Raw genomic sequence first — 23,794 nt, 5'->3', positions numbered from 1 at the left:
GTTACCGATGGCCGGCGGTGTCGCGCGTTTCGATGCCGAGCGCGCGTTTTTCCTCCTCGCCCATCCCGGCGTGGCCGCTGCCATGGAACAGGGTGCGCCAGAAGCCTTTCTTCAGGTCGCTGGTGCCGAACAGGGCGTCGCAGATCGGGAAGGTCAGGTTGAAATTGCGGGTCGCCATCAGTTCCGGATGATGGTGGATCACGTGCATGCGCCGCACCGTGTTCACCAGCGGCAGGCGGTCGAGGAAAGGACTGTCGACCACGTGCGAGGCGGTATGCAGGGCCTCGTACATCAGGAAGTAGGCGGCCATGGTCAGCATCGCGATGTAGCCGGCGTTGGCCGACCATAACCAGCCCACCAGCAGGGCCGGCGGCAGCGCCGCCAGCACGAACATCACCGGGGCGAAGGGCGGAAACAGCAGGGCCCGCCATTCGCGCTGGCCTTCGTACTCCAGGGTCACGTGGGTGAAGAACTGGTGGTGCACCGCGCAATGCCGCTTGTAGACGGCATTGAAGTACTTGCTCGGTCGGTGCAGCAGGTAGCGGTGCGCCGCCCATTCGGCCCAGTTCCCGAACAGGAAGATCGGCAGCACGATCATCCACTCCTGCCAGCGCGCGTTCTCGATCTGCAGCGCGCAGTACGCGATCACGCCGCCGGTGAACAGCAGGGTGAAGCCGAGGTGCATCTCGCCCCGGTACCAGGACGGCGTCGCGGCGACGTAGTCCTGGCGGAAGCGGTGGGAGCGTTCATGGATCTTCTGGTCTTTCGCATGCATGGCTGTCTCCTCCATGTTGATTTCTGTCGATACGTGCGATGCTCAGTGCTGCTCGGCCGGTTCGTCCAGCTTGCCGATGGTCTCGGGCACGACCAGGGCGCCGATCAGGAACAGCACGCTGATCCCGGTCAGGAACAGGGCCAGCGACATCGGCACATCGGCCGGCATCGGCGAGGCGAGCGAGACGAAGGTCGGCAGCACGCCGCCGATGGCAAAGCCGATGTTCCAGGACAGGCCGGTGCCGGTGGCGCGGATCGTGGTCGGGAAGCGCTCGTTCAGGAAGATCAGGATCGGCGCATAGCCCATGCTGCCCAGCATGCTGAAGACGATCACGTAGAAGCCCAGGGTCACGGCGTCGGTCACGCCCGGCATCAGCAGCGCAATGGCCGGCAACAGGATCAGGCGCAGCACGCCGACCCAGACGAAGGTCTTCTTGCGGCCGATGAGGGTGCTCAGGTGGCCGGTGGCGATCGAGGCGACGATCACGCCGATACTGGCCAGCATCAGGATGAAGCCCGCGGTTTCGGCCGGGGTGCCGTTGACCACCTTCAGGTAGGTCGGCAGGAAGCCCGAGGTCAGGTAGTAGCCGGCGCCGCCGCCGATGGTCAGCAGCAGGTTGACCAGCAGGACGTTGCGGTACTGGCCGCTGAACAGGGTGCGGACCGGGTTGGCCATCGGGGCGCTTGCCGCCTTGCTGCGGGCCTTGGCTTCCTGCAGCTTCTTGAACATCGGCGATTCTTCGAGCTTGCTGAAGATGGTGATGCCCAGCACCGCGCTGATGATGCCGGTGAAGAACATCCAGCGCCAGCCCCATTCCTCGAACTGCTCGCCCGGGAAGGCCGCCGACAGCCCGTAATAGGCGATCGAGGCGAACAGGGCGCCCAGGCCCGCGCCGCCGCCGCCGATCAGGCCGGAGACGGCGCCGCGCCAGCGCGGGGCCACCGACTCGGTGCCGATGGTGTGGGTCGCGGCCACCACGCCGCCCACGAACACGCCCTGGATCAGGCGCAGGATGATGAACAGGATGGGCGCGGCGATGCCGATGCTGGCGACCGTCGGCAGCAGGCCGAAGGCGGCCGTGGAGACGCCGACGCCGATCATCGAGGCGATCATGGCCGCCTTGCGGCCTTTGCGGTCGGCATAGGAGCCGAACAGGGCCGAGCCGAGCGGGCGCATCAGGAGGGTGACGCCGAACGAGGCGTAGACCGCCGCCAGCGACAGCATCGCGTGTTCGGACGGGAAGAAGAGTTTGCCGATGATCGGCGCCACGAACAGCAGGATGAAGAGGTCGTACAGGTCGAGCGACCAGCCGATACACGAGGCGACCACTGCCCTGAGTGTATGGCGGTTGTTTTCCCGCTCTGTGATGAGGGTTTGGTTGGTGAGCACAGCCATTTTCGTCTCCTAGGTATGTATGACTTCCGACGCCTGCGGCGCCATGGATTTGCTGCTGGAACTGCTATCGGGCTCGCGGCTGGGGGAGTGTCAGCCGCCTTCGGCCAGCGCGCTCCGGCGCGGGCTGTGGCCGGCGCGGCGCGCCGCGAGGATGGCGTCGGAGATCTTCTCGGCCATCATGATCGTCGGGATGTTGGTGTTCGCCGAAGGCAGGCGCGGCATCAGCGAGGCGTCGACCACGCGCAGGCCCGGCACGCCGTGCACCCGGCCCGCGCCATCGGTGACGGCATCGCGCTCGCTCGCCGGGCCCATGCGGCAGGTGCCGCTGGCATGCCAGACGCCGAACACGCTCCTGCGGATGAAGTCATGCAGGGCCGCCTCGTCGGCGAGCAGGGCGCTCATGCGCTGGCCGCCGGTGACGAAGCGCTCGACGATCCAGCGCCGCAGCGGCGCCGGGACGTCCAGCGCGGCGCCCAGCACCCGGGTCAGCAGGGCATTGGCCGGCGTATGGCGGCTGAGCGCCTTGACGCGCTTCGAGAAGGCGGCCGGGAAGAAGTCGCCGGCGTGGCGGTGCAGTTCGCTGTTCTGGACCACCTCGGCCAGGCGGCGCACGCCGACGGCCATGCGCCGCAGGTCGCGTTCGTCGGACAGGAGATTGAGTTCGACCTCGGGCGGCAGCCCCGGGTCGCGCGAAGCGATGCGGACCTGGCCGCGCGAGTAGGGCCGGTTGCACCACAGGAAGAACAGGCCGAGGCGGTTGCCCAGTGCATGCCAGGCGGCGCGGGTCGCGCTCGACAGGTACATGTCGGACGCTTCGCAGCCGTCCACATTGGACGAGAATCGGGCGGCGGTCATGCTGGCGCGGCGGCGCGACAGCGGCATCCGGAATTCCGGGTCGAGGAAATGGCAGAAGGTCAGGGCCGGATGGTCCTGCAGGTTGCGCCCGACGCCAGGCAGGTCGGCGACGACGCGGATGCCCAGCGCGGTGAGCAGGGCGGCGTCGCCGATGCCCGCGTGCTGCAGCAGGGCGGGCGACTGCAGGGCGCCGGCCGAGACGATCACTTCGCCGGCATCGAAGCGCACCCGCGTGCCGGCCGCGTCGATCACGTTCACGCCGCGCGCGGCGCCGCCCTCGATCAGCAGGCGTTCGACCCGCATCCCGGCCAGGATCGTCAGGTTGGGACGGGCGCGGGTGGCCGCGTCGAGGTAGCCGACCGCGGTCGAGACGCGGCGGTCGTCGATGTTCGAGAAGGCGGCAGGGAACAGTCCGTCGCCGAATTCGCCGTTCTGGTCGGCCAGGTAGTCCAGGCCAGTGCGTTTCAGGCCATCGGCGAAGACGTGGCAGAAGCGCGGCCAGTCGGCGGGCCCGATGCGGCGGATCGGCACCGGCCCGGCGTTGCCGTGCAGGGGAGACGCGCCGAAGTCGAGGTCGCGTTCGAGCTTGCGGAACCAGGGCAGCACCTCGTTCCAGCTCCAGCCGGCCGCGCCGCCTTCGGCCCAGGCGTCGTAGTCGCGCGGCAGGCCGCGGTTCGCGGCCTGGACGTTGATGCTCGAGCCGCCGCCCATGACCCGGCCCTGTTCGTAGACCTTCAGCGGCGAGCCGGCGGTGGCGCGGGCCTGCAGCGCCGGCCAGATGTAGCGGTCGCCGCAGAACAGCGGCATCGGGTAGCTGTCGAGGATCTCGCCCGGCACCGCGCCGGGCGGGGTGTCGGCGCCGGCTTCGATCAGGGCGACGCGCACGCCGGGATCGGCGGACAGGCGATTGGCCAGCACACAGCCTGCCGAGCCTCCGCCCACGATGAGGTAGTCGTATCGTTCCTGCGCCGTCTCCACGTGCGTCTCCTTCCATGTCTGGTGCAGGGACGGCGCCGTCGAGCTGCCATGCCGCTGCTTATATGACAGAAGGGTAACGCGGAACGGCCATCTGTTCTAATAATGTTTGTTTATATGTAATATCAATTAATCTGATGGATCACGGCAGGGCCGGGCCGCCCCGACGTGCTCAGGAGTGCTCGACGATGAAGCGGCCCGCCTCGGCAATGACGCGCCCGGCGGCTTCGCGGTAAGGCGAATGCCCACACCCCGGCAGGATCAGCAGTTGCGTCTGCGGCGCCAGGCGCGCGATCCCGCGCACCTGTTCGAGCGTGCCGTATTCGTCGTCCTCGCCCTGGATCGCGAGCAGGGGCACGCGGATGCGGGCGACTTCCTCGCGGATGTCCCAGGCGGCGAACGCCGGGTCCAGCCAGGCATCGTTCCAGCCCCAGAAGGCCGAGTCGACGTCGAGGTGATGGCGCGCCAGCCGTTCGCGCAAGGCGCCTTCGAGGAATGCGCTGCGCGCCTGGCGGATCGCGGCCAGGCCGATGTCCTCGACCATGATGTGCGGCGCCATCACCACGATCCCGCTCAGAGTGTCATCGTGATGCGCGCCGTGCAGCAGCGCGATCGAGGCGCCGTCGCTGTGCCCGAACAGCCAGGGACGTTCGATGCCCAGTTGCGCCAGCAGCGCCGGCAGCACTTCCCAGGCCTGCTGGTGCATGAAGTCGAAGGGCAGAGGTTCGTCCAGCGGGCGCGGCGTGGAGCGGCCGTAGCCATAGCGCGAGTACACCAGCCCGCGCAGGCCGTTGGCGCGGCAGAAGCGCTCGGGAAAATCCTTCCACAGCGCCACCGAGCCCAAGCCTTCGTGCAGGAAGACGACGGTCGGGTAGCGCGAGTCGGGCAGGCCGACCCAGGCGATTTCGTGGCGCAGGATGCGGCCGCGCCAGGCGACGTCGGCAAAGTCGGAAGGCAGGTCGGGCGGGGAAGTCGGCATGGCTGGAAGCGGATGGGTTGGCAGGAGCGCGCCGGCAAGTCCGGCAGGCCGGGATGCGGGGCATTCTAGCATGGCGAACCGGCACGGCTGCCGAATCGGATACCTTGCGTAATTCAGATACCGACCGGTATAATGCGCGCCCGCTTTTCCTGCCTGTTCGTGCAATCGTCCCCCATGAGCCCTTCCATCCGTCTGCGCCCCGGCGTGTCCGCCTGCCTGTCTGCCTGCCTGTTTGTCTTGAGCGCCTGCACGGCCGGCCCCGACTTTCGCCGGCCCGACACGCCGGCCGCCCTGGCCTCGTTCGCGTCGGCCGATGTTGCCCAGCCGAGCAAGACGGTCGAAGCAGCGCTCGACCCATCCTGGTGGGCGCTGTTCAAGGACCCCGTCCTGGTCGAACTCGAACGCGAAGCGATCGCCGCCAATCTCGACCTGCAGGCCGCCGCGGCGCGCGTCGAGCAAAGCCGCGCCGCGCTGCAGGTCAGCGGCGCCAGCCTGCTGCCGAGCGTGGGCGCCGGCGCCTCCTACACGCGCCAGCGCGCCAGCGAGAAGGGTACGAATGCGCTGGCCGGGAAGACCGCGTCCTCGCCCTTCAGCCTGTCGCAGGCCGGCTTCGACGCCAGCTGGGAGCTCGACCTCTGGGGCCGCGCGAGCCGCCTGCAGGAGGGGGCCGCCGCCCAGGTCGAGGCCGCGCACTACGACGCCGCCGCGATGCGCGTGTCGATGACGGCCGAGGTCGCGCGCGTCTACCTGGAGCTGCGCGGCGCGCAGAACGATTTGCGCGTGGCCCGCTCGAACGCCGAGATCGCGGCCAAGAGCCTGCACGTGGCCGAACGCCGCCGCGCCCAGGGCGTGGCCACCGAGTTCGACACCTCGGTCTCGAAAGCCCAGCTGGCCAGCTTCGAGGCCGCCATTCCCGAGCTGGAACAGCGCCGCGACGCGCTCATGAATGCGCTGGCGCTGCTGCTGGCGAAACCGCCGCGCGCGCTCGACGCCCGCTTGTCCCCGGCTGCCGGACTGCCCGGCCTGCCGGCAGAAGTCCCGGTGGGCCTGCCCTCGGAACTGGCGCACCGCCGTCCCGACATCCTGCGCGCCGAAGCCCGGCTGCACGCGGCGACCGCGGCGATCGGCGTGGCCAGGGCCGATTTCTATCCGAGCATCAGCCTGAACGGCAGTTTCGGCTTCCAGGCCCTGTCGTTGTCGAACCTGGGCGACTGGGGCGCGCGCCAGTTCGCGCTCGGCCCGGTGCTGCACCTGCCGGTCTTCGAGGGCGGGCGCCTGGCAGGCAACCTGGCCCTGACCGAGGCGCGCCAGCAGGAAGCGGCGATCGGCTTCCAAAAGACGGTGCTGGCCGCCTGGCATGAAGTCGACGACGCCTTGTCGGGCTACCGCCGGGTGCAGCAGCGCGCCGAGCGGCTGGACGTCGCCGTGCTGGAAAACCGCAAGGCGCTCGCCCACGCCGAGCGCCGCTATGCCCAGGGCGCCGCCGACTATCTCACCGTGCTGGTGACCCAGCAGCGCCTGCTCGACAGCGAGAACGCCGCTTCGCGCGGGCGCACCGAGATGGCGCTGGCCATGGTCGCGCTGTACAAGGCGCTCGGTGGTGGCTGGGAGCCGCAGGCATGACGGCGCATCCCCTCGCTGCACCCGCCGCGAGCGCGAACGGCGCGCCGCCGGCGCCGGCAATCGTCCCGCCGGCCGCCGCGCCCGCGGTCCAGCCCTTCGGTGCGCGCCTGCTCACCGGCGTGTTCGGCGTCTTCGTGGCCGCCATGATGTCCGGCCTGAACAGCCGCATCGGCGGCCTGGCCCTGGCCGACATCCGCACCGCCTTCGGCATGGGCGTGGACGACGGCAGCTGGATCAACAGCCTGTACGCGGCCTTCGAGCTGGCGGCGATGCCGTTCTCGGCCTGGTTCGCCGTGACCTTCTCGTTCCGCCGCTATCACCTGGCGGTGGTGGCAGGCTTCGCGCTGTTCGGCATCCTCACGCCGCTGGCGCCGAACGTGACCGTGCTGCTGGCGCTGCGCTGCCTGCAGGGCTTCTTCGGCGGCCTGCTCATCCCGGTGCTGATGGCCGCGGCGCTGCGCTTCTTCCCGCTGCCGCTGCGCCTGTACGGCCTGGCCCTGTACGCGATGACCGCGACCTTCGCGCCGAACGTCGCGACCTGGCTGTCCGCCGCCTGGACCGATGGGCTGCACATGTGGCAGCTGCTGTTCTGGCAGACCGTGCCGCTGGCGCTGTTCTCGCTGTGGGCCGTGGCCTGGGGCATTCCCCAGGACCCGGTGCGCCTGGAGCGCTTCAGGCAGATCGACCTGCCCGGTCTCGTCGCGGGCCTGGCGGGCCTGGTCATGATCGGCATCGGCCTGACCCAGGGCGAGCGCCTGGACTGGTTCAACAGCCCCCTGGTGTGCTGGCTGTTCGGCGCGGGAGGAGGGCTGATGGCGATCTTCCTGGTCTGCGAATGGTTCCACCCCATGCCCTTCATCAAACTGCAACTGCTGGGCCGGCGCAACCTCGGCCTGGGTTTCACGGTCTTCGTCGGCCTGCTCGTCGTGCTGCTGTCGAGCTCCCTGCTGCCGGCCAACTACCTGGGCCACGCCTGGCATTTCCGCACGCCGCACTTGGCCGTGATCGGGCTGGAAGTCGGCCTGCCGCAGTTCGTGCTCGGGCCGGCGGTGTCCTGGCTGCTCTATAAGAAATGGATCGATGCGCGCTACGTGTTCGCGGCCGGCCTGCTGCTGATCGCGTCGGCCTGCCTGGCCGGGTCGCGCATTACGCCCAACTGGATGGCCGACCAGTTCGTGCTGGCCCAGGCGCTGCAGGCCTTCGGCCAGCCGATGGCCGTGATCTCGCTGCTGTTCCTGGCCACCAGTGTGGTGCAGCCGATGGAAGGGCCGCAGGTCTCGGGCATCGTCAACGCCCTGCGCGTGCTCGGCACCCTGGTCGGCAGCGCCGTGGTCGGGCGCCTGCTGGCCGTGCGCGAAGCGATGCACGCCAACGTGCTGCTGGACGGGGCTGCGAACGGGCCGCGCCTGGCCGGCGCGCTGCCGCCCGAGGCGCTGGCCGGCGTGGCGCACCGCGTCTCGCACCAGGCTTTCGTGCTCTCGATCGCCGACAGCTATCTCGTGCTCGGCGTGCTGGCGCTGCTGCTGGTGCCGCTGGTGCTCTCGCTCCAGTACATCGCGCCGCCGGCCCTGCCTCCGAAGCACAACTAAGAACAAAGAATCACCAAGAACCATACCGACATCATCAAGGAAAACCATGTCGCTACCAAAAACCGCAAAAATCACCGTTGCCGTGCTGCTCGCCGCCGTGCTGGTCGGCAGCGCCTATTCGTACAGTTACGGTGGGGGCCATGGCCCGCGCCAGAGCACCGACGACGCCTATATCTCGGCCGACTACACCCTGGTCGCGCCCAAGGTCGCGGGCAACGTCGCCGAGGTCCTGGTCGAGGACCACCAGGCGGTGAAGAAGGGCCAGCTGCTGGCGCGGATCGACGACCGCGACTACCTGGTGGCGGTGGACATGGCGAAGGCCGACCTGGCCCAGGCCGAAGCGGACCTGGCGCGCCTGCGCGCCGCCATCGCCCAGCAGGGCAGCGCCATCGAGCGCGCCGCCGCCGCGATCGCCGCCGGCAACGCGACCCTGAAGTTCGCGCAGGCGAACGAAGCGCGTTACCGCGACCTGTCTTCCGACGGTTCGGCCACCCTGCAGGACCGCCAGCAGGCCGAGTCGCAAGCGGAAGCGGCGGCCGCCCAGCACAAGGCCGACGTCGCGGCGCTGTCCAGCGCGCGCCAGCAGGTCGGGATCCTGGAGGCCCAGGTGGCCCAGGGCGAAGCCCAGGTGGCGCGCAGCAAGGCCGCGCTCGAAGCGGCGCAATTGCGCCTCTCGTACACGCGGATCCATGCGCCGATCGACGGCGTGGTCGGCCAGCGCACCGTGCGCGTCGGCGCCTATGCCCAGGTCGGCGCGGCCATGCTGGCCATCGTGCCGCTGCAGTCGGCCTATGTCGAAGCCAACTTCCGCGAGACCCAGCTGGCGGGCATGCGCGTCGGCCAGGCGGTCGACATCGCGGTCGACATGCTGCCCGGTACGACCTTGCACGGCCATGTCGCCAGCCTGGCGCCGGCCAGCAGTGTTTCCTTTTCTCCCATTGCACCGGATAATGCGACCGGCAATTTCACGAAAGTGGTGCAGCGCCTGCCGGTGAAGATCCTCATCGATCCGGGCCAGGATGCGTCGCGCCTGCTGAAGGTCGGCATGTCGGTGACGCCGACCGTGATGCTGGAGGGCGGCGCGCACTGACTTCCGGCTGCCGCTTCCGCGATCCCGGCGCCAGCGCCGGCTTGAAGAGAACAGAGGACCATGACCGAACGCGACGCCGCCAACAAGGAACAACCCGTGCCCAGCCGGCCCGCCCGCCTGACGCGCGAGCAGAGCCGGGCCCAGACCCGCGAGCGCCTGCTGGCCTCGGCCGCCGTCGTGTTCGCGCGCGAGGGCTATGCCGGCGCCTCGGTCGACCGTATCGCGGAAGAGGCGGGGTACTCGAAGGGCGCGCTGTACTCCAACTTCGCGTCCAAGGACGAGCTGTTCTTCGAACTGTTCGACTACTACGCCGGCGGCCAGGCCGACGAGCTGTGCCGGCGCCTGGATGCGGCTTCAGGCGCGGACGAGGCGATCGCCACCGTCTGCGCCTGGGCCAGTGGGCTGCAGCACGAGCCCGACCTGCGCCTGCTGGTGCTGGACCTGACGCGCCTGGCGCGCAACGACGCCGCCTTGAGCGAGCGCCACCGGCGCCTGTTCGACGAACAGTGGAAGGCGGTCGGCTCGCGCCTGGCGAAGATCTTCCCGGAAGGACGCTCGCCGGTCGCGCCGCTGGTGCTGGGGGCGCTGGTGATGGAACTCACCTACGGCAACGCGATGCAGCTGCACGCGGAGCTGCGCGCGGGGGACCTGATCGGGGTCGCCCTGCGCGCCTTGCGCGACGCGCACCGGGACCAGGCCGCACCATGATCCTGAAGACCGCACTGCTGTTCGTCGCCACCGCCATCGCCGAGATCGTCGGCTGCTTTCTTCCCTATCTGTGGCTGCGCAAGGGCGGTCCGACCTGGCTGCTGCTGCCGGCCGCCGCCAGCCTGGCGCTCTTTGTCTGGCTGCTGACCCTGCATCCGGCGGCGAGCGGACGGGTGTACGCGGCCTACGGCGGCGTGTACGTCGCCACCGCCCTGGTCTGGCTGCGCTTCGTCGACGGCGTCAAGCTGTCGACCCTGGACTGGGCCGGCGCGGCGATCGCCCTGTGCGGCATGGCGATCATCGTCTCGGGCTGGAGCCGGCAGGGCTGAAGCCCCGGGGCAGCTCCGGCTTCCTTCCTTCGCACCGTCCGCGTTCGCGGGCCTTGCGGCGCCGTCGTGCGCCGTCCCGCTTTCTTCGTTCCCACGCCGCTTGCGCATGCGGCCCGCTTGGTCGTCGCTAATGATTTTGAATTCTCATCTTTTAATGATACTGAATTCTCATTATAATTAGCTCAGCCGAACCCGGCCTGACCAACAAGAACCCCTTGCCATCCGATAAGGAACCGCACCATGCCTCACTTCGTCTGCAAACGCACGCCGCTCACGCTGTCCCTCATGCTGGCCTTCGGCCCCCTGGCCGCGCATGCCCAGACCGACAGTGCCCGCCTCCACGCCGATCCGGACAGCATCCCGACGGTGGTGATCTCGGCCAGCGCGCTGGGCGTGCTGAGCGACGACATGGTGACGCCCGTGACCTCGCTCGGCGGCGGGGAACTGGTCCGCGCCCGCGAATCCACGCTGGGCGAAACCCTGGGCAGCCAGCCCGGCATCACCTCCAGCCACTTCGGCGCCGGCGCCAGCCGCCCGGTGATCCGCGGCATGGACGGCCCGCGCGTGAAGATCCTGTCCGACGGCGCGGAAATCCAGGACGCCTCGACCATCAGCCCCGACCACGCGGTGGCGTTCGAGCCGGTCCTGGCCGAGCGCATCGAAGTGCTGCGCGGCCCATCGGCGCTGGCCTATGGCGGCGGGGCGGTGGGCGGCGTGGTCAACATCCTGGACCGCAAGATCCCGACCGCGATGCCGGAAAAGCCGATCGAAGGCTCGATGGAACTGCGCGCCAATACGGTGGCGCGCGAGAAGACCGGCGCCTTCGAGCTGACCGGCGGCGCGGGCAACGTGGCGATCCACGCCGAGGGCGTCAAGCGCGATGCGAAAGCCTACCGTGTCGGCAGCGGCTGGGAAGAGGGCGGGCGCGTGGCCGGCAGCTTCAAGAAAACGGAAACTGGCAGCGTCGGCCTGTCCTGGATCGGTGAGCGCGGCTACCTCGGCGCGGCCTTTACCAAGGAAAGCACCGAGTACGGCATTCCGGGCCACCACCACGAATTCGGCTCCTGCCACCCGCACGGCGACCACCTGCATTGCGGCGGCCACGAGGAAGAGGAAGGACACGATGACCACGACCACGACCATGAGCACGAGGAAGGCGAGGCGGCGCCGGTCGTGAAGCTCGACAGCGAACGCTGGGACATCCGCGGCGAATACCGCGAGCCGCTGCCCGGCTTCAGCAAGCTGCGCGTGCGCGCCTCGATCACCGACTACCGCCACGACGAGCTCGAGGACGGCGTCGTGGCCACCAGCTTTTTCAACAAGGCCCACGACGGCCGCGTCGAGCTGGAGCACAAGCCCCTGGCCGGCTGGCGCGGCGTGATCGGCGCCCAGACCAGCTCGCGCGACTTCAGCACGGTCGGCGACGAGGCCTATGTGCCGTCCACCGTCACGAAGAAGCACGGCGTCTTCGTCACCGAGGAATACAAGTTCCAGGATTGGCGCTTCGAGGCCGCCGCCCGCCACGAGTGGCAGGACATCGAGGTGGACGGCGACACCCAACGCGACACGGATGCCCGCGCCACCTCGCTGGCTGCCGGCGCGGTCTGGAAGTTCAGCCCGCAGTATTCGCTGCGCGCCTCGGTCTCGCGCAGCCACCGCCTGCCGACCGCCGAGGAACTGTACGCCGACGGCGTGCACCTGGCGACCAGCACCTACGAGCTCGGCAACGAGAATCTCACCAGGGAAACCTCGAACAATGTCGACCTCACGCTGCGCAAGTTCGCGGGCGCCACCACCTTCTCGCTCAGCGCCTTCCACAACCGCGTGAAGAACTACATCTACGCCAATACCCTGGATAACCACGAAGGCTTCCAGCTGGTCGAATACGCCCAGCGCGACGCCACCTTCACCGGCCTGGAAGGCGAGGTGCGGCGCAAGCTCTCGCCGGTCTTCAGCGCGACCGTCTTCGGCGACATGGTGCGCGCCCGCTTCGAGGACGGCGCCAACCGCAACATCCCGCGCATCCCGCCGCACCGCTTCGGCGCGAAGTTCAACGCCGACTGGCAATCCTGGCACGGCATGGTGGAGCTGGTGCGCGTCGGCCGCCAGGACGATGTGGCGCAGTACGAGGGCGAGACCGGCGGCTACAACATGCTCAACATCGGCACCCACTACACGACCCGCATCGGCAACGTGCCGGCCCAGTTCTATGCGCGCGTGAACAATCTGACGAACGAACTGGCCTACAGCCACACCTCCTTCATCAAGAACGCGGCGCCGCTGCCGGGTCGCAACCTGACGGCAGGCCTGCGCCTGGTCTTCTGACCGTAACAAGGAAAAGGCAAGGCGTGGCCGGCCACGCCTTGCGGAGAATCGCATGAAAAAACTGATCAGGCTGGGCGACTACGCGGGCATTGCCGCTTCCATGCTCTGCCTCGTCCATTGCGTGGTCGCGCCGCTGCTGGTGCTGGCCTTTCCGGTGCTCGGCCTGGGCGGTCACGACCACGCCTTCCACGACATGCTGCTGGCCGCGGTCACCCTGCCGGTGCTGCTGGCGCTGCTGCCCGGCTACCTGGCGCACCGCGATCCGCTGGTGCTGCCGGTCGGGCTGGCGGGGCTGGCCTGCTTCCTGGCCGCGGTCTTCCTTGTCGGCCCGCGCTACGGACAGGGCGCGGAAACGGCGCTGGCGATTGCCAGCAGCGTGCTGCTGGTTGGGGCGCATCTGCGCAACCATCGGGGGTGCAAGCGTTGTGTCGCGGCCAAGCGGGATGGCAAGCCGGCGCATTGACCATGGAGAAGGTGGGCACGGGGCGCCCACCCTACGGGATGCATCAATCGTAGGGTGGGCGCCCGTGCCCACCGCTTTCGCTAGCTCAGCGGCACTGGCTGCACAAGCCGTACAGCGTCAACTCGTGCGACTCCAGCACGAAGCCTTCCGGCGTCAGTTTCTTCATGTCCCCCGGACAGGCGTGGACCTCGTACACCTTGTCGCAGCCGCGGCAGTGGAAGTGGTGATGGTGCTCGTGCCCCGCGATCTCGTAGCGGTCGCCGCCGCCCGGCAGCGACACGGTCGCGATGTCGCCCGCTTCCAGCATGGCCTTGATGTTGCGGTAGATGGTGGCCATGCCGATCCCCGGCACCGCGCCTTGCGCGTGTTCGAGTATCTCCTGCGGTGACAGCGGGCGTCCGGCGGCGGCAATGCATTCCTGGATGGCCTTGCGCTGTCGCGTGTTTCGTTCCATTCGATCGGTCCTTCGGCCGGCAAGGCGGCAACGTGAATCCGGTAAGGGATAATCTCGTATTATCGCGCGATTCGCGCCCGGCCGGTACTTTGCCGCGCCGCGCGCCTCAAGCGTGGCCGCGCCATACGACCCGGTCGCGCCCGGCCTGCTTGGCCTGGTACAGGTGCGCGTCGGCCGCCTCGAACAGGGCGCTGGCCGTCTCGCCGCCAGCCGGCTCGCAGGTGGCGCCGCCGATGCTGGCGGTGACGTAGGGCGCCGCGCGCGAGCCGGCGTGGGCGATCGCCAGCAGCGCCACCGCCTCGCGGATCGTGTCGGCCACGTGCCGGGCCTGGCCGGCGTCGGTGCCCGGCATCAGCAGCACCAGCTCCTCGCCGCCGTAGCGCGCCGCCAGGTCGGCCGGGCGCCGCATGTGGGAACCCGCTGCGCGCGCCACGGCGCGCAAGGCCCTGTCGCCCGCCGGATGCCCGTACAGGTCGTTGAACTGCTTGAAGCAGTCGATGTCGAGCAGGGCCAGCGACAGCGGCTCGCCGGTGCGGCGGGCGCGCTGCCATTCGAGCGCATAGACCTCGTCGAAGCGGCGCCGGTTGGCCAGTTCCGTCAGGCCGTCGACGTTGGCCAGGTGTTCCAGCATGCAGCGCTGGCGCACCAGCTGCAGGTGCAGGGCCACGCGCGCCAGCACGACGGTCGCGTTGAAGGGCTTGGCGATGTAGTCCGAGGCGCCCATCTTCAGGCCGGCGGCCTCGTCCTCGGGGCGGTCCAGGCCCGAGATGAAGATCACCGACACGTGTTCTGTGGCGGGCGCGGCGCGCAGGCGGCGCAGCACCTCGTAGCCGCTCATGTCGGGCATCATCACGTCGAGCAGCACCAGGTCGGGCACGTGGCGCGCCGCGCGTTCGAGCGCCTGGGCGCCGTTCTTCGCCAGCAGCACCGTGTACTCGGGCTGCAGCAGCTCGCACAGGACGTCGCGGTTGATGGCGTCGTCGTCGGCAACCAGGACCTTTTGCGGTTCGGTATTCATGCCGGCTCCTCCATGCGCAGGCCGAGGCGGCGCGCCAGTTGCGCCAGCGGCGCCAGCGCGGCCTGGTATTCGAGATCCTCGACCGCGGCGGCCACCGCCGCGACCAGTTCGGCGTGTTCCTCACCCGGCAACAGGGCGCGCAGTTCGGCGGCGGCGTCGCCGGCGCGCGCATCGTCTTCCAGCAGCCAGGCTTCGAGCCGCTTGACGAGCGCCGGCAGCGCGGCCGGCGCCTCCACCCGCGGCGCACGCGGGCTGACCAGTTCGCCGAAGCCGTCGAGCACCGCGGCCAGTGTATTGGCCAGCACCGCAGCCAGCGCATTGGCCTGCTCCTGCACCGCTGCCGCCGATGCCGCGCTGTCGCCGCCGCGCAGCGCCGCTTCCAGCTGCCCGGCCTGGCCCGACAGGGCATGCGCGCCGACGTAGGCCGCGCTCGACTTCAGGTTATGCGCCAGCAGCTGCAGCGGCGCGTTGTCGCCGGCCGCCAGCGCCTCGGCCAGCTGGCGCGGCGCCTGGCGGTATTCCTGGACGAAGCTGCGCACGCGCTTGAGCAGGCGCGCCTGCTGGCCGTCGACCCCGGCCAGCGCGCTGTCCCAGTCGACGCCCGCGATCGCCGGCAGCAGCACGGGATCGACCGACGCAACCGACTCGGCCCGTTCGGCATCGGACAGCGGCATCCCAGGTTCGGCCCGGCCGGCCAGGCGCGCGGCGTCGATCCAGGCGAGCAGGGTGCGCAGCAGCTGCGCGGGGTCGATCGGCTTGGTAATGTGGTCGTTCATGCCGGCCGCCAGGCTCTTGTCGCGGTCGCCCGCCATCGCGTGCGCGGTCATTGCCACGATCGGCAGCGCGCGCAGGCGTTCGATGGCGCGGATGCGGCGGGTGGCGGTCAGGCCGTCCATCTCGCGCATCTGGATGTCCATCAGCACCAGGTCGTAGTCGCGCTCCTGCACCATGCGCAGCGCTTCCAGCCCGTGCACGGCGACGTCCACCTGCACCGGCGCCGCGGCCAGGAAGTCGAGCGCCACTTCGCGGTTGTTGCTGTTGTCCTCGACCAGCAGGACGCGCGCGCCGCGCAGCCTGGCCAGCTCGCGCGCGCCGGTGTCGAACCGCGCCGGGGCCTGGGCCGGCGCCAGATCCGGACGCAGCACCTGCAGCAGGCTGTGATAGAGCAGGGCCGGGCCGACCGGCTTGGTCAGGAAGCCGTGCAGCGGCAGCTGCCCTTCCTGCTGCAGCACGGTTTCGCGGGTGCAGGCGCTGACCATCAGGATCGCCGGCGGCGCCGCCAGCGCGGCCTGGGCGTGGATGCGGCGGATCATCTCCACGCCGTCCCAGCCCGGCATCATGTAGTCCATCAGGACCACCTGGTAGGGCATGCCGCGTTCGCTGGCGCTGGCGAGCAGCGCCAGCGAACGCTCGCCGGAATCGACCGCGTGCGCGGCCACGCCGAACGCGTCGAGCATCTCGACCAGCGCCTCGCGCGCGGTCTCGCTGTCGTCCACCACCAGCACGCGCATGGCCTGCAGCGGCGCGACCGGCGCTGCCACGGCACCTGCCGCGGCCTCGTCGCCGACGCCGAGCTGCACCGTGAAGCTGAAACTGCTGCCCACGCCCGGGGTGCTGGCCACCGCAATGGCGCCGCCCATCAGCTCGACCAGCTGCTTCGAGATCGACAGGCCCAGGCCGGTGCCGCCGTACCTGCGGGTGATCGAACCGTCGGCCTGGCTGAACGACTGGAACAGCTGGGCCAGCTGGGCCTCGTCCATGCCGATGCCGGTGTCGCTGACGCAAAAGCGCAGGGTGACGGCGTCGGTCGTGCGCGTGGCCACCTCGACCGCGACCACGATCTCGCCGCGCTCGGTGAACTTGACCGCGTTGCTGGTCAGGTTGATCAGGATCTGGCCCAGGCGCAGCGGGTCGCCCAGCAGGCGCGCCGGCACGCCGCGCCCGACCCGGAACACCAGTTCGACGCGGCGCGCGTCGGTCTTCACGGCGGTCATGTTCGACAGGTGTTCCAGCAGTTCGCCCATGTCGAAGGGCACGCGCTCGAGCGTCATCTTGCCGGCCTCGATCTTGGAAAAGTCGAGGATGTCGTTGACCAGGCCCAGCAGATGCTCGCCGGCGCCGAGGATCTTGCCGAGGTAGTTGCGCAGCTTCGGATCCGGGTCCGCCATCAGGGCCAGGCGGCTCATGCCGATGATCGCGTTCATCGGGGTGCGGATCTCGTGGCTCATGTTGGCCAGGAAGTCCGATTTCATGCGCGTGGCCGCTTCCGCGCGCAGCATCGCGTTCTGGATCGCCTTGGTGCGCAGGCCCAGGATGCGCATGAAGATCAGCATGTCGATCGCGTTCCCGAACTGCAGCGCGTGCATGGTCCAGAAATTGGCGGGCAGGGCGCCGTTGATGACCTGGCTCAGCACCAGCGAACTGGAAAAGCTGATGGTCCAGCCGGCCAGGAAGTAGATGCCGACCCGGTCGCCGCGGCGCGCGCGCATGAAGGCGCCGGGCAGCCCGAGCAGCATCGGCATGATGCCCAGGGTGCTGACGATCGCGACCAGCAGGTCTACCCCGATCAGGCCCGAGCCGTAGGCCAGCGCCGCGATCACGCACAGGGCGGCGCCGGTATGCATCAGGCGGCCGAAGACGCGGTCCATGCCGGGACGGGCCAGCGCCTGGCCGACGAACAGGTAGGCGCCGCAGGACGACATCAGGGCGAACAGGCCGCCGGCGTGGATGTTCAGCCAGGCGTGGTTGCCCCAGAAGTACTGGCTGCCCAGGCCGAAGAACTCGGCCGAGAACAGCGAGGTGCCGGCAACCAGCAGCGCGAACTTGGCGAACAGCGGCTCGCGCAGGTTGATCCATTGGGCCAGCGCGTAGAGCAGCAGGCACAGCGACAGGCCGGCCAGCAGGCCCTGCAGCATCTGCTCGCCGACGGCGACGTGGTAGAACACGCTCGGCTGCGAGAAGCGGATCGGCAGGATCATGGCGCCGGTGTTCTCGATGCGCAGGTAGAGCTCATGGCGCGTGCCGGGCACCAGGTCGAGCAGCAGCGCCGGCGTGCGCGTGCTGCGCGCGGCGGCGTCGGGCGGCTGCAGGTTGCCGGCCAGGCCGTGCTGGCGCACGCGGCCATCGACCGTGAGGAACATCTCGACGCGGTTCAGCACCGCATAGTCGATGTCCATGATCCAGCGGCCGACGCTGCCGGCGGGAACCGCGAGCGGAATGCGCAGCCACAGCACGTCGCGGTGCACGCCCAGCGTGGCATAGGCCAGGCGCGGGGGCGCGAACTGCGCGCCGCGCGCCAGCACGGCGTCGATGTCGAGCCGGCCGCCGGGATCGGCCAGGGTGGTGACGGCGGGCCAGGCCTCGAGCTTGCCGACGCGGTCGTCGAGCACCAGCGGCGCCGCCGGGGTTGCCGGGCTTGCCGACGCGGGCGGCGCCGGCAGCACAAGAAGGACCAGGAGGACCGGGAGGACCAGGAGGACCAGGAACGGGGCTGCGCAGGCTGCACGCAGGATGGACCAGCCGGGCAGCGCGCGCGCCATCATGCCTCCTCGCGTTGTTCTCGTTGTTTGCGTTGCCCCGCAGCGGCGGGCTGCGGCGGACGCAGGCGCTGCTCGAGCGCATTCATCCACTTCGGCGCCGCCGGGTCCAGGTCCCAGCCTTGCACCGCCTGGTCGACCTGGTTCAGCAGCGCGTCGGGAAGCTTGAGCGGGCGGGTCTGGTTCATCAGCAGCCTGACCGTGAGGCGGTAGCCGAGGATGCGGGTGCACAGGCGCGAGATCGAGAAGCCGGCGTGCACGCGGCGGCCCAGCCAGTCGATGCCGCGCACGGCCAGCATCGCCAGCACGAACAGCGCCTGCGACAGGAGGGCCACCGGCCCGTCGAGGCCGAGTTCGCGCGCATTGCGGCGACCGCACAGGTAGCGCGTCAGCAGCACCGGGAAGGGTTTCAGCAGGCGCGACGGAATCTCGTCCTGCATCGCACGCATCAGGGCCATGGCCAGCGCCGGGCGCGGGTCCGGCGTCGCGTAGGGCAGGCCGGCGGCGGCGGACTCGCGTCCGCGCGCCTGCAGCCGCTCGAACAGCGCGGCCGCCGCGTCCATGTCCTCGACCAGCAGCGCCTGGTCGATGCCGAGCAGGTGGCCGACCACGTTCCAGCCGTGCAGGTAGGCCGCTTCCTCTTGCGCGGTGAGGCCCAGGCCCAGGCGGCGCAGGGCGCGCAGGAACACGTAGTGGAAGGTCAGCAGGGTATAGGCCAGCTCCTCCTGGTTGCAGGGCAGGGCATGACGTTGCACGTCCCAGCCGCGCGCGTACAGGGTCTGGTGCAGGCCGGGGCCTTCGGGCGCCAGCGGATCAATCAGCTGCGGCAGCGCCGCCGGCTCGCCGCCGGCCACGGCCGCCGCCGGGTGGCCGCGCATGATCAGGTGGCGGATGGTGGCGTGGATCAGGCGCACCTTGAGCACCTGAGCCACGCCGCCGCCGTCCGGCGCGCTCAGGCCGCCGCGCAGCATCACCGGGAAGATCATCGCGGCGGTGGCGCGCACCCGGTAGTCGGTATGCCGCTCCAGCTGACCGGCGCTGTGCAGCACGCTGGCCAGGTCGACCGGCACGTAGCACTCGGGCAGGCTGGCGCAGAACAGCAGGGTGCAGGACAGCACGCTCATCCCGACGAACACCTCCTCGGCCTGGCCGATCAGTTCGGTGTCGGCCCAGGCCGGCAGGCTGCGCGCAGCGCGCACGAAGTCCTCGAGCACGGCGGCGACCGGCGCCGGGGTGGTGCTGCTTGCGCGCCAGCCGGCCAGGGCGCCGTTCGTCTGCCAGGAGCCGATCTCGCGGTTGACGATGTCGATCGCCTGCCAGCGGTCGATGCCGCAGTCCAGGATGCGCGCGATGGCGTCGTCGGCCAGCGGATCGGCGCGGTAGCGCGGATCGAGCGCGCTGGCCGGATCGAGCATGGCGCCCATCATGCCTCCCGGGCGACGACGGTCAGGCGCGTGGCGGCGGCCGGGGTGGCTGGAACAGCCGGAACCGCCGGAACCGCAGCGAGCGCCGGCATCTGCCAGCGGCTCCAGCCGAACAACGCGGTGAGCAGCGGGATGCCCATCGCGAACAGGGCGATGGTGCGGGTCTCGACCGGCACGCCGAGGCAGGCCTGGAACACCATGTTGCCGCCGTAGATCGCCAGCGGCACCAGGGTATGGATGCGCGAAACGGTAGCAGCCGCGACCGGTGGACGGCGGCGCAGGCTCAGGCGGAACAGGAAGACGATCGTGAACGAGACGAACATCCAGCCGACGAAGCCCTGCAGGGTCTCGCCGAACCACCAGCCGTCGGGCTTGTGCATGACCCAGGCCTTGAGCTTGAACACCAGGTAGGGATCGGCGCCGAGGTCGTAGGCGGTGACGATCATCGCCGCCAGGAAGGACTGGGTCAGGGTCTGGCCGAGCGGCGTCGCGCCGTCGACCGGGGTCTGCCACACCATCAGGTTGGCGAGGACGTAGGCGATGTAGGTCAGGACGAACCACATCAGCGGGATCACGAAGGGCACGCTGCCGACCGTCGGGCCGAGCACGTCGGTGTAGGTGTAGTCGCCGAAGAACCAGCCGTATTGCGAGCCGAGCTCCTCGGCGCCCCAGCCGAGGGTGACCGCGATCAGCACGAAGTGCAGGGCCGCGCGTCCGCCCAGCAGGTGGATCGCGCTGCTCCAGGCGCAGGCGAACATCGCCAGCGAACCGACGATCAGCATGCGCGTGGTGTCTTCCAGGCCGCGCGTGGCCAGGGCCGCGAGCGACAGGGCCAGCAGGATGAAGGTGATGCGGGGGAGGTGGCGCTGCAACGACTTCATGACGCGATCCTTTATTCGTATTGGAGACGGGTGATCAGAAGCGGTAGTCCATGCGCACGGCGAGCGCGCGCGGTTCGCTCGGCACGGTCATGCCGAAGCTGTCGATGTTGACGGGGGCGACCTTGTCCTCGACGTTGCGCACGCGCAGCAGCACGCTCCAGGGGCCGCCCTGGGGCGCGTAGCCCAGCGTCAGGTCGCTTTCGCTGCGGCCCGGCACGCGGTAGCGCAGCAGCTGGCTCGGGATGCCGATCTGGTAGTCGCTGGAGATGCGCGAGAAGGCGCCGGCGGTGAGGGTGCCGGCGCCGACCCGGAAGCCGTGCTCGACGCCCAGGGTCAGCACCGCGCTCGGTGCGCGGTCGAGCTTGTAACCGGCCCAGGAGTGCAGGCCGTCCGGGCTGTAGGACACGTAGTGGGCGTCGAGCAGGGCCAGGGTGGCGGACAGGCGCGAGGCGGACGTCGGCTTGAGCATGCCTTCGAGTTCCAGGCCCTTGACGCTGGCCACGCCGGCATTGCTGGTGACGTAGCGCGGCACGCCGTTCACCATCGCCACGCCCGACAGTTGCAGGTCGCTGTAGTCGTAGCGGTAGGCCGCCAGGTTCAGGCTGGCGCGCTTGGCCCAGAAGCGGCTCTTCATGCCCACTTCATACGAGGTGAGCGTTTCGGGACGGTAGACCAGGGTTTCCGCGGGCACGGCGATGGCGGCCGGGCAGCCGGCGCTTGCTGCGCAGCCGTCGTTGAAGCCGCCCGACTTGTAGCCGGTAGCGACCGTGGCGTAGAACAGGGTGGCGGGGCCGGCGTCGGCTTCCAGGCCGAGGCGCCAGGTGGTCTTGCCTTTCTCCAGCGCGGCGACGTTCGGCATGGAGAAGTCTGTCGCCGGGTCGAACGTCGGGCCGGCCTGCAGGTTGGTCGAGCCGCTGCGCGACTTCTCGTCCTCGGTGCGGCGCGCGCCGGCGGTCAGGCGCAGGTGGTCCAGCACGCGCCAGGTGGCCTGGCCGAACACGGCGCGGCTGGTCGAGACCACGGGACCGGCCGGGAACACGTAGTAGGAGGGCAGGCCGATCGGTTCCAGGTCGCGGAAGGTGGTCAGCTGCTTCATGTCTTCGCGGAACCAGTAGACGCCGGCCTGCGCCGAGACCGGGCCATTTCCGCTGGTGGCCAGGCGCAGCTCGTGCGAATCCTGCTCGTATTCGCCGGCGAAGGACTGGCGCACGCCGAGCGCGAAGCCGGGCACGATGCGGTAGTAGTAATTGACCAGGAAATCGTGGTTGAAGGTGCGGTGCGCGCCCAGGTAGTGCAGGGTCGCCGGGCCGAGCCGCCATTCGAGCCGGGCCGACAGGCCTTGGGTATCGCGCCGGCTGTGGCCCTGCTCGGGCACGGCATTCGGCGGCACGAAGCCGTTCGTCAGGCGCGCGCTCGTGCCGGCATCGTAGGGCACCGGGTTGCCGGTCTCGACGCCGCGGTAGAAGTTGGTGTCCGGGACGATCACGTCGTTGTTGTCGTGCTGGACCGTGCGGTCGTAGCGCAGCAGCAGCGCGGCGTCGGCGCCGATGCGCAGCCTGGCCGACAGGCGCGCGGCACGGCTGTCGCGGTCCAGGCCCAGTTCATGCGGCGTGCCCTGGGCATTGCGCAGCAGGCTGTCGCGGCGGTCGACGGCGAGCGCCGCGCGCAGCGCCAGCGCGTCGTTCACCGGGACGTTGAGCATGCCGCTGGCCTTGCGGCTATCGTGGTTGCCGAGTTCGACGCCGAGCGCGCCCTCGCGCACGTCGCCGGGTTCATGCGAGATGACGTTGACGACGCCGGCCGTGGTATTGCGGCCGTACAGCGTGCCTTGCGGGCCGCGCAGCACCTCGACCCGGTCGACGTCGAGGAAGTCGAGGTTCTGGCTGTGCGGCCGGCCGATGTAGGCGCCGTCGAGCATGAAGGCGGCCGAGGGGTCGCCTTTCTCGGTGGCGTCGGCATTGCTGACGCCGCGGATGGTGATGCGCAGGCCGTCGGCGGCCGGGTCCAGGTGCACGCCCGGCAGGCGGGCGCCGAGGTCGGATGGACGAGAGAGGCCGGATTTGGCGAGTGCGGCGCCGCTGACGACCGACAGCGCCACCGGCGTCTTCGATTCGGGCGCCGCCGTGCGCTGCGCGGTGACGAGTACTTCCTGGATCTGGCCGTCGTCGACGGCGGGTGCTACCTGCGCCTGCGCGCCACCCCAGGCCAGGCCCGAGATGGCGGCAGCCAGCAGCGTAAGGTTCGAACGAACCTGACGGTTGGACATGCTTTCCCCTAGTTCTGTTTCTATATCCGGCGCCAGGCGCCGGTATCGCCGCGTGTGTTTTATGGCAACACATCATTCGGCTGAGCCAAGCCTCGAAGTCTATCAGGACATGTAACCGCGAAATAGCTTTTTCAGCCATTGACGTAAGGAAACGACAATGCGGCGAGGAGAAGATGTCAAAATGCCAAGCGGTGGCGCCGCGGCGCTAGAGCAGGCGATAGCGCGCCCGGTAGGGCTGAAAGCCGACGCGCCGCTTGAATTCGCGCAGTCCGTGATTGGCGCCGAACCAGGTGTCGTACATGAACCAGTTCACCTGGCGCGCCTCGATCAGGCCGCAGATGATGTTCGACAGCAGCAGGTACATGATGCCGTCGTTGCCCTTGTAGCCCATCAGCTGGTCGGTCGCCGCGAAGTTGCCGAACATGGCGACGTTGCAGTAGGCCGCCAGGCGTCCGTCGGCGTCGAACACGCCGTGGCATGCGCAGTGCGGCTCGTCCGGATAGGCGCTGCGGCGCTGCAGGTAGGCGTCGTCCATCGGCCGTCCCTGGCGCTCGGGGCTCGAGGTGTGGATGGCGTGGATCTCGTCGAGGTAGGCGTTGCGGTCGATCGGCCGCGTTTGGTAGCCGCGCGCCACCGCCTTGCGGCTTTGCGGTCCGGCGTGGCCGCGCGCGCGCACGCTGTCGAGGTAGGAGCCCGGGGTGCCGAAGGCGGCGAGGTCGACCAGGGCGACGCCCATGCCCTTGTTCGGAAACAGCTTGTAGCGCGGATGCGGGCGCGTGAAGTTGGCGTACACATCGGGAATCGCCGCCGGGTTCAGGCGGCGCTCGAAACACAGCTGCGCCACCGGCAAGCGCGCGAGTTCCAGCACCAGGCTGGCTCCTCGCATCAGTTTTGCTAATGCTTGAGGTGTTTGCATAAGGTCACCTTATGGAGGGCGGCCCGGCCCGGGCCGCCGGCGCCGAGGGGCCGATAAGCGGTCGCGGGGGTGCCGCGCAAGACGATGGAAAGACATCCCTGGCTCCTGGGTTGTGGTTGTTCGTCCGGCTGTTGTCGCCGGTTCGATTTGGAATCCCTGCGTTTGGCAAGTTGGAACATCAGATAACTGAACA

General features: G+C 69.5%; 18 protein-coding genes. 7 read left to right on the top strand and 11 right to left on the bottom strand.

Features of this window, described 5'->3' with window-relative positions; genetic code table 11:
• Position 1: 1 nt before the first annotated feature.
• The 4 genes from ACFOPH_RS09845 to ACFOPH_RS09830 form a co-directional block, all read right to left on the bottom strand.
• Positions 2 to 775, bottom strand: coding sequence for a sterol desaturase family protein (locus ACFOPH_RS09845; protein WP_312549929.1), 774 nt, complete (start codon positions 773 to 775; stop codon positions 2 to 4).
• Between the two features lie 42 nt (positions 776 to 817).
• Entirely contained in the window at positions 818 to 2,170 is a 1,353-nt protein-coding gene (locus tag ACFOPH_RS09840) for an MFS transporter (RefSeq protein ID WP_312549928.1), read from the bottom strand.
• A 90-nt stretch (positions 2,171 to 2,260) separates the two neighbouring features.
• Positions 2,261 to 4,003 carry a GMC family oxidoreductase gene (locus ACFOPH_RS09835; RefSeq protein ID WP_379735002.1) on the bottom strand — a complete coding sequence of 581 codons (1,743 nt, stop codon included), beginning with the start codon at positions 4,001 to 4,003 and terminating at the stop codon, positions 2,261 to 2,263.
• A 169-nt stretch (positions 4,004 to 4,172) separates the two neighbouring features.
• Positions 4,173 to 4,979, bottom strand: a complete 807-nt coding sequence (locus ACFOPH_RS09830) for an alpha/beta fold hydrolase (RefSeq protein WP_379735000.1) — start codon at positions 4,977 to 4,979, stop codon at positions 4,173 to 4,175.
• Between the two features lie 174 nt (positions 4,980 to 5,153).
• On the opposite strand from ACFOPH_RS09830, the gene ACFOPH_RS09825 reads away from it, so the two are divergent.
• The 7 genes from ACFOPH_RS09825 (at position 5,154) to ACFOPH_RS09795 (ending at position 13,106) form a co-directional block, all read left to right on the top strand.
• Entirely contained in the window at positions 5,154 to 6,602 is a 1,449-nt protein-coding gene (locus tag ACFOPH_RS09825; RefSeq protein ID WP_312549924.1) for an efflux transporter outer membrane subunit, read from the top strand.
• A complete protein-coding gene (locus ACFOPH_RS09820; protein WP_379734998.1) occupies positions 6,599 to 8,191 on the top strand; it encodes an MFS transporter in 1,593 nt (530 codons plus the stop codon). The genes ACFOPH_RS09825 and ACFOPH_RS09820 overlap by 4 nt, the downstream gene beginning before the upstream one ends.
• Positions 8,192 to 8,237: 46 nt before the next feature.
• On the top strand, positions 8,238 to 9,281 hold the full coding sequence (locus ACFOPH_RS09815; RefSeq protein WP_379734996.1) for an HlyD family secretion protein: 1,044 nt from the start codon (positions 8,238 to 8,240) through the stop codon (positions 9,279 to 9,281).
• Between the two features lie 60 nt (positions 9,282 to 9,341).
• Positions 9,342 to 9,989: a TetR/AcrR family transcriptional regulator gene (locus ACFOPH_RS09810; RefSeq protein ID WP_312553271.1), complete on the top strand. Its 648-nt coding sequence runs from the start codon at positions 9,342 to 9,344 to the stop codon at positions 9,987 to 9,989.
• Positions 9,986 to 10,318, top strand: coding sequence for a YnfA family protein (locus ACFOPH_RS09805; protein WP_379734994.1), 333 nt, complete (start codon positions 9,986 to 9,988; stop codon positions 10,316 to 10,318). The genes ACFOPH_RS09810 and ACFOPH_RS09805 overlap by 4 nt, the downstream gene beginning before the upstream one ends.
• 240 nt (positions 10,319 to 10,558) lie before the next feature.
• Complete coding sequence (locus ACFOPH_RS09800; protein ID WP_379734992.1) at positions 10,559 to 12,643, top strand: TonB-dependent receptor domain-containing protein; 2,085 nt, start codon at positions 10,559 to 10,561, stop codon at positions 12,641 to 12,643.
• A gap of 52 nt (positions 12,644 to 12,695) precedes the next feature.
• A complete protein-coding gene (locus ACFOPH_RS09795; RefSeq protein ID WP_312553265.1) occupies positions 12,696 to 13,106 on the top strand; it encodes a MerC domain-containing protein in 411 nt (136 codons plus the stop codon).
• A gap of 85 nt (positions 13,107 to 13,191) precedes the next feature.
• Here the strand turns inward: ACFOPH_RS09795 and ACFOPH_RS09790 are convergent, their stop codons facing one another.
• From ACFOPH_RS09790 to ACFOPH_RS09760, 7 genes are all read right to left on the bottom strand, one after another.
• Positions 13,192 to 13,560 carry a Fur family transcriptional regulator gene (locus ACFOPH_RS09790; RefSeq protein ID WP_312553263.1) on the bottom strand — a complete coding sequence of 123 codons (369 nt, stop codon included), beginning with the start codon at positions 13,558 to 13,560 and terminating at the stop codon, positions 13,192 to 13,194.
• A gap of 106 nt (positions 13,561 to 13,666) precedes the next feature.
• Entirely contained in the window at positions 13,667 to 14,578 is a 912-nt protein-coding gene (locus tag ACFOPH_RS09785; RefSeq protein ID WP_379734990.1) for a diguanylate cyclase domain-containing protein, read from the bottom strand.
• Complete coding sequence (locus ACFOPH_RS09780; RefSeq protein WP_379734988.1) at positions 14,575 to 18,120, bottom strand: hybrid sensor histidine kinase/response regulator; 3,546 nt, start codon at positions 18,118 to 18,120, stop codon at positions 14,575 to 14,577. Before ACFOPH_RS09780 ends, ACFOPH_RS09785 begins: the two co-directional genes overlap by 4 nt.
• Positions 18,117 to 19,541 carry an oxygenase MpaB family protein gene (locus ACFOPH_RS09775; protein ID WP_379734986.1) on the bottom strand — a complete coding sequence of 475 codons (1,425 nt, stop codon included), beginning with the start codon at positions 19,539 to 19,541 and terminating at the stop codon, positions 18,117 to 18,119. Before ACFOPH_RS09775 ends, ACFOPH_RS09780 begins: the two co-directional genes overlap by 4 nt.
• Entirely contained in the window at positions 19,538 to 20,419 is an 882-nt protein-coding gene (locus tag ACFOPH_RS09770; RefSeq protein WP_312551987.1) for a carotenoid biosynthesis protein, read from the bottom strand. Before ACFOPH_RS09770 ends, ACFOPH_RS09775 begins: the two co-directional genes overlap by 4 nt.
• A gap of 34 nt (positions 20,420 to 20,453) precedes the next feature.
• Positions 20,454 to 22,685 (bottom strand): TonB-dependent receptor, encoded by a 2,232-nt coding sequence (locus ACFOPH_RS09765; RefSeq protein WP_379734984.1) that lies wholly within the window; start codon positions 22,683 to 22,685, stop codon positions 20,454 to 20,456.
• Between the two features lie 205 nt (positions 22,686 to 22,890).
• Positions 22,891 to 23,571, bottom strand: a complete 681-nt coding sequence (locus tag ACFOPH_RS09760) for a hypothetical protein (protein ID WP_312551989.1) — start codon at positions 23,569 to 23,571, stop codon at positions 22,891 to 22,893.
• Between the last annotated feature and the right edge of the window lie 223 nt (positions 23,572 to 23,794).

Origin of the sequence: Massilia haematophila (assembly GCF_042647645.1) — a bacterium.
GTDB classification, from domain to species: domain Bacteria; phylum Pseudomonadota; class Gammaproteobacteria; order Burkholderiales; family Burkholderiaceae_D; genus Telluria; species Telluria haematophila.
The sequence above is the reverse complement of the archived record's forward strand: the minus strand, read 5'-3'. Positions and strand labels throughout refer to the sequence as shown.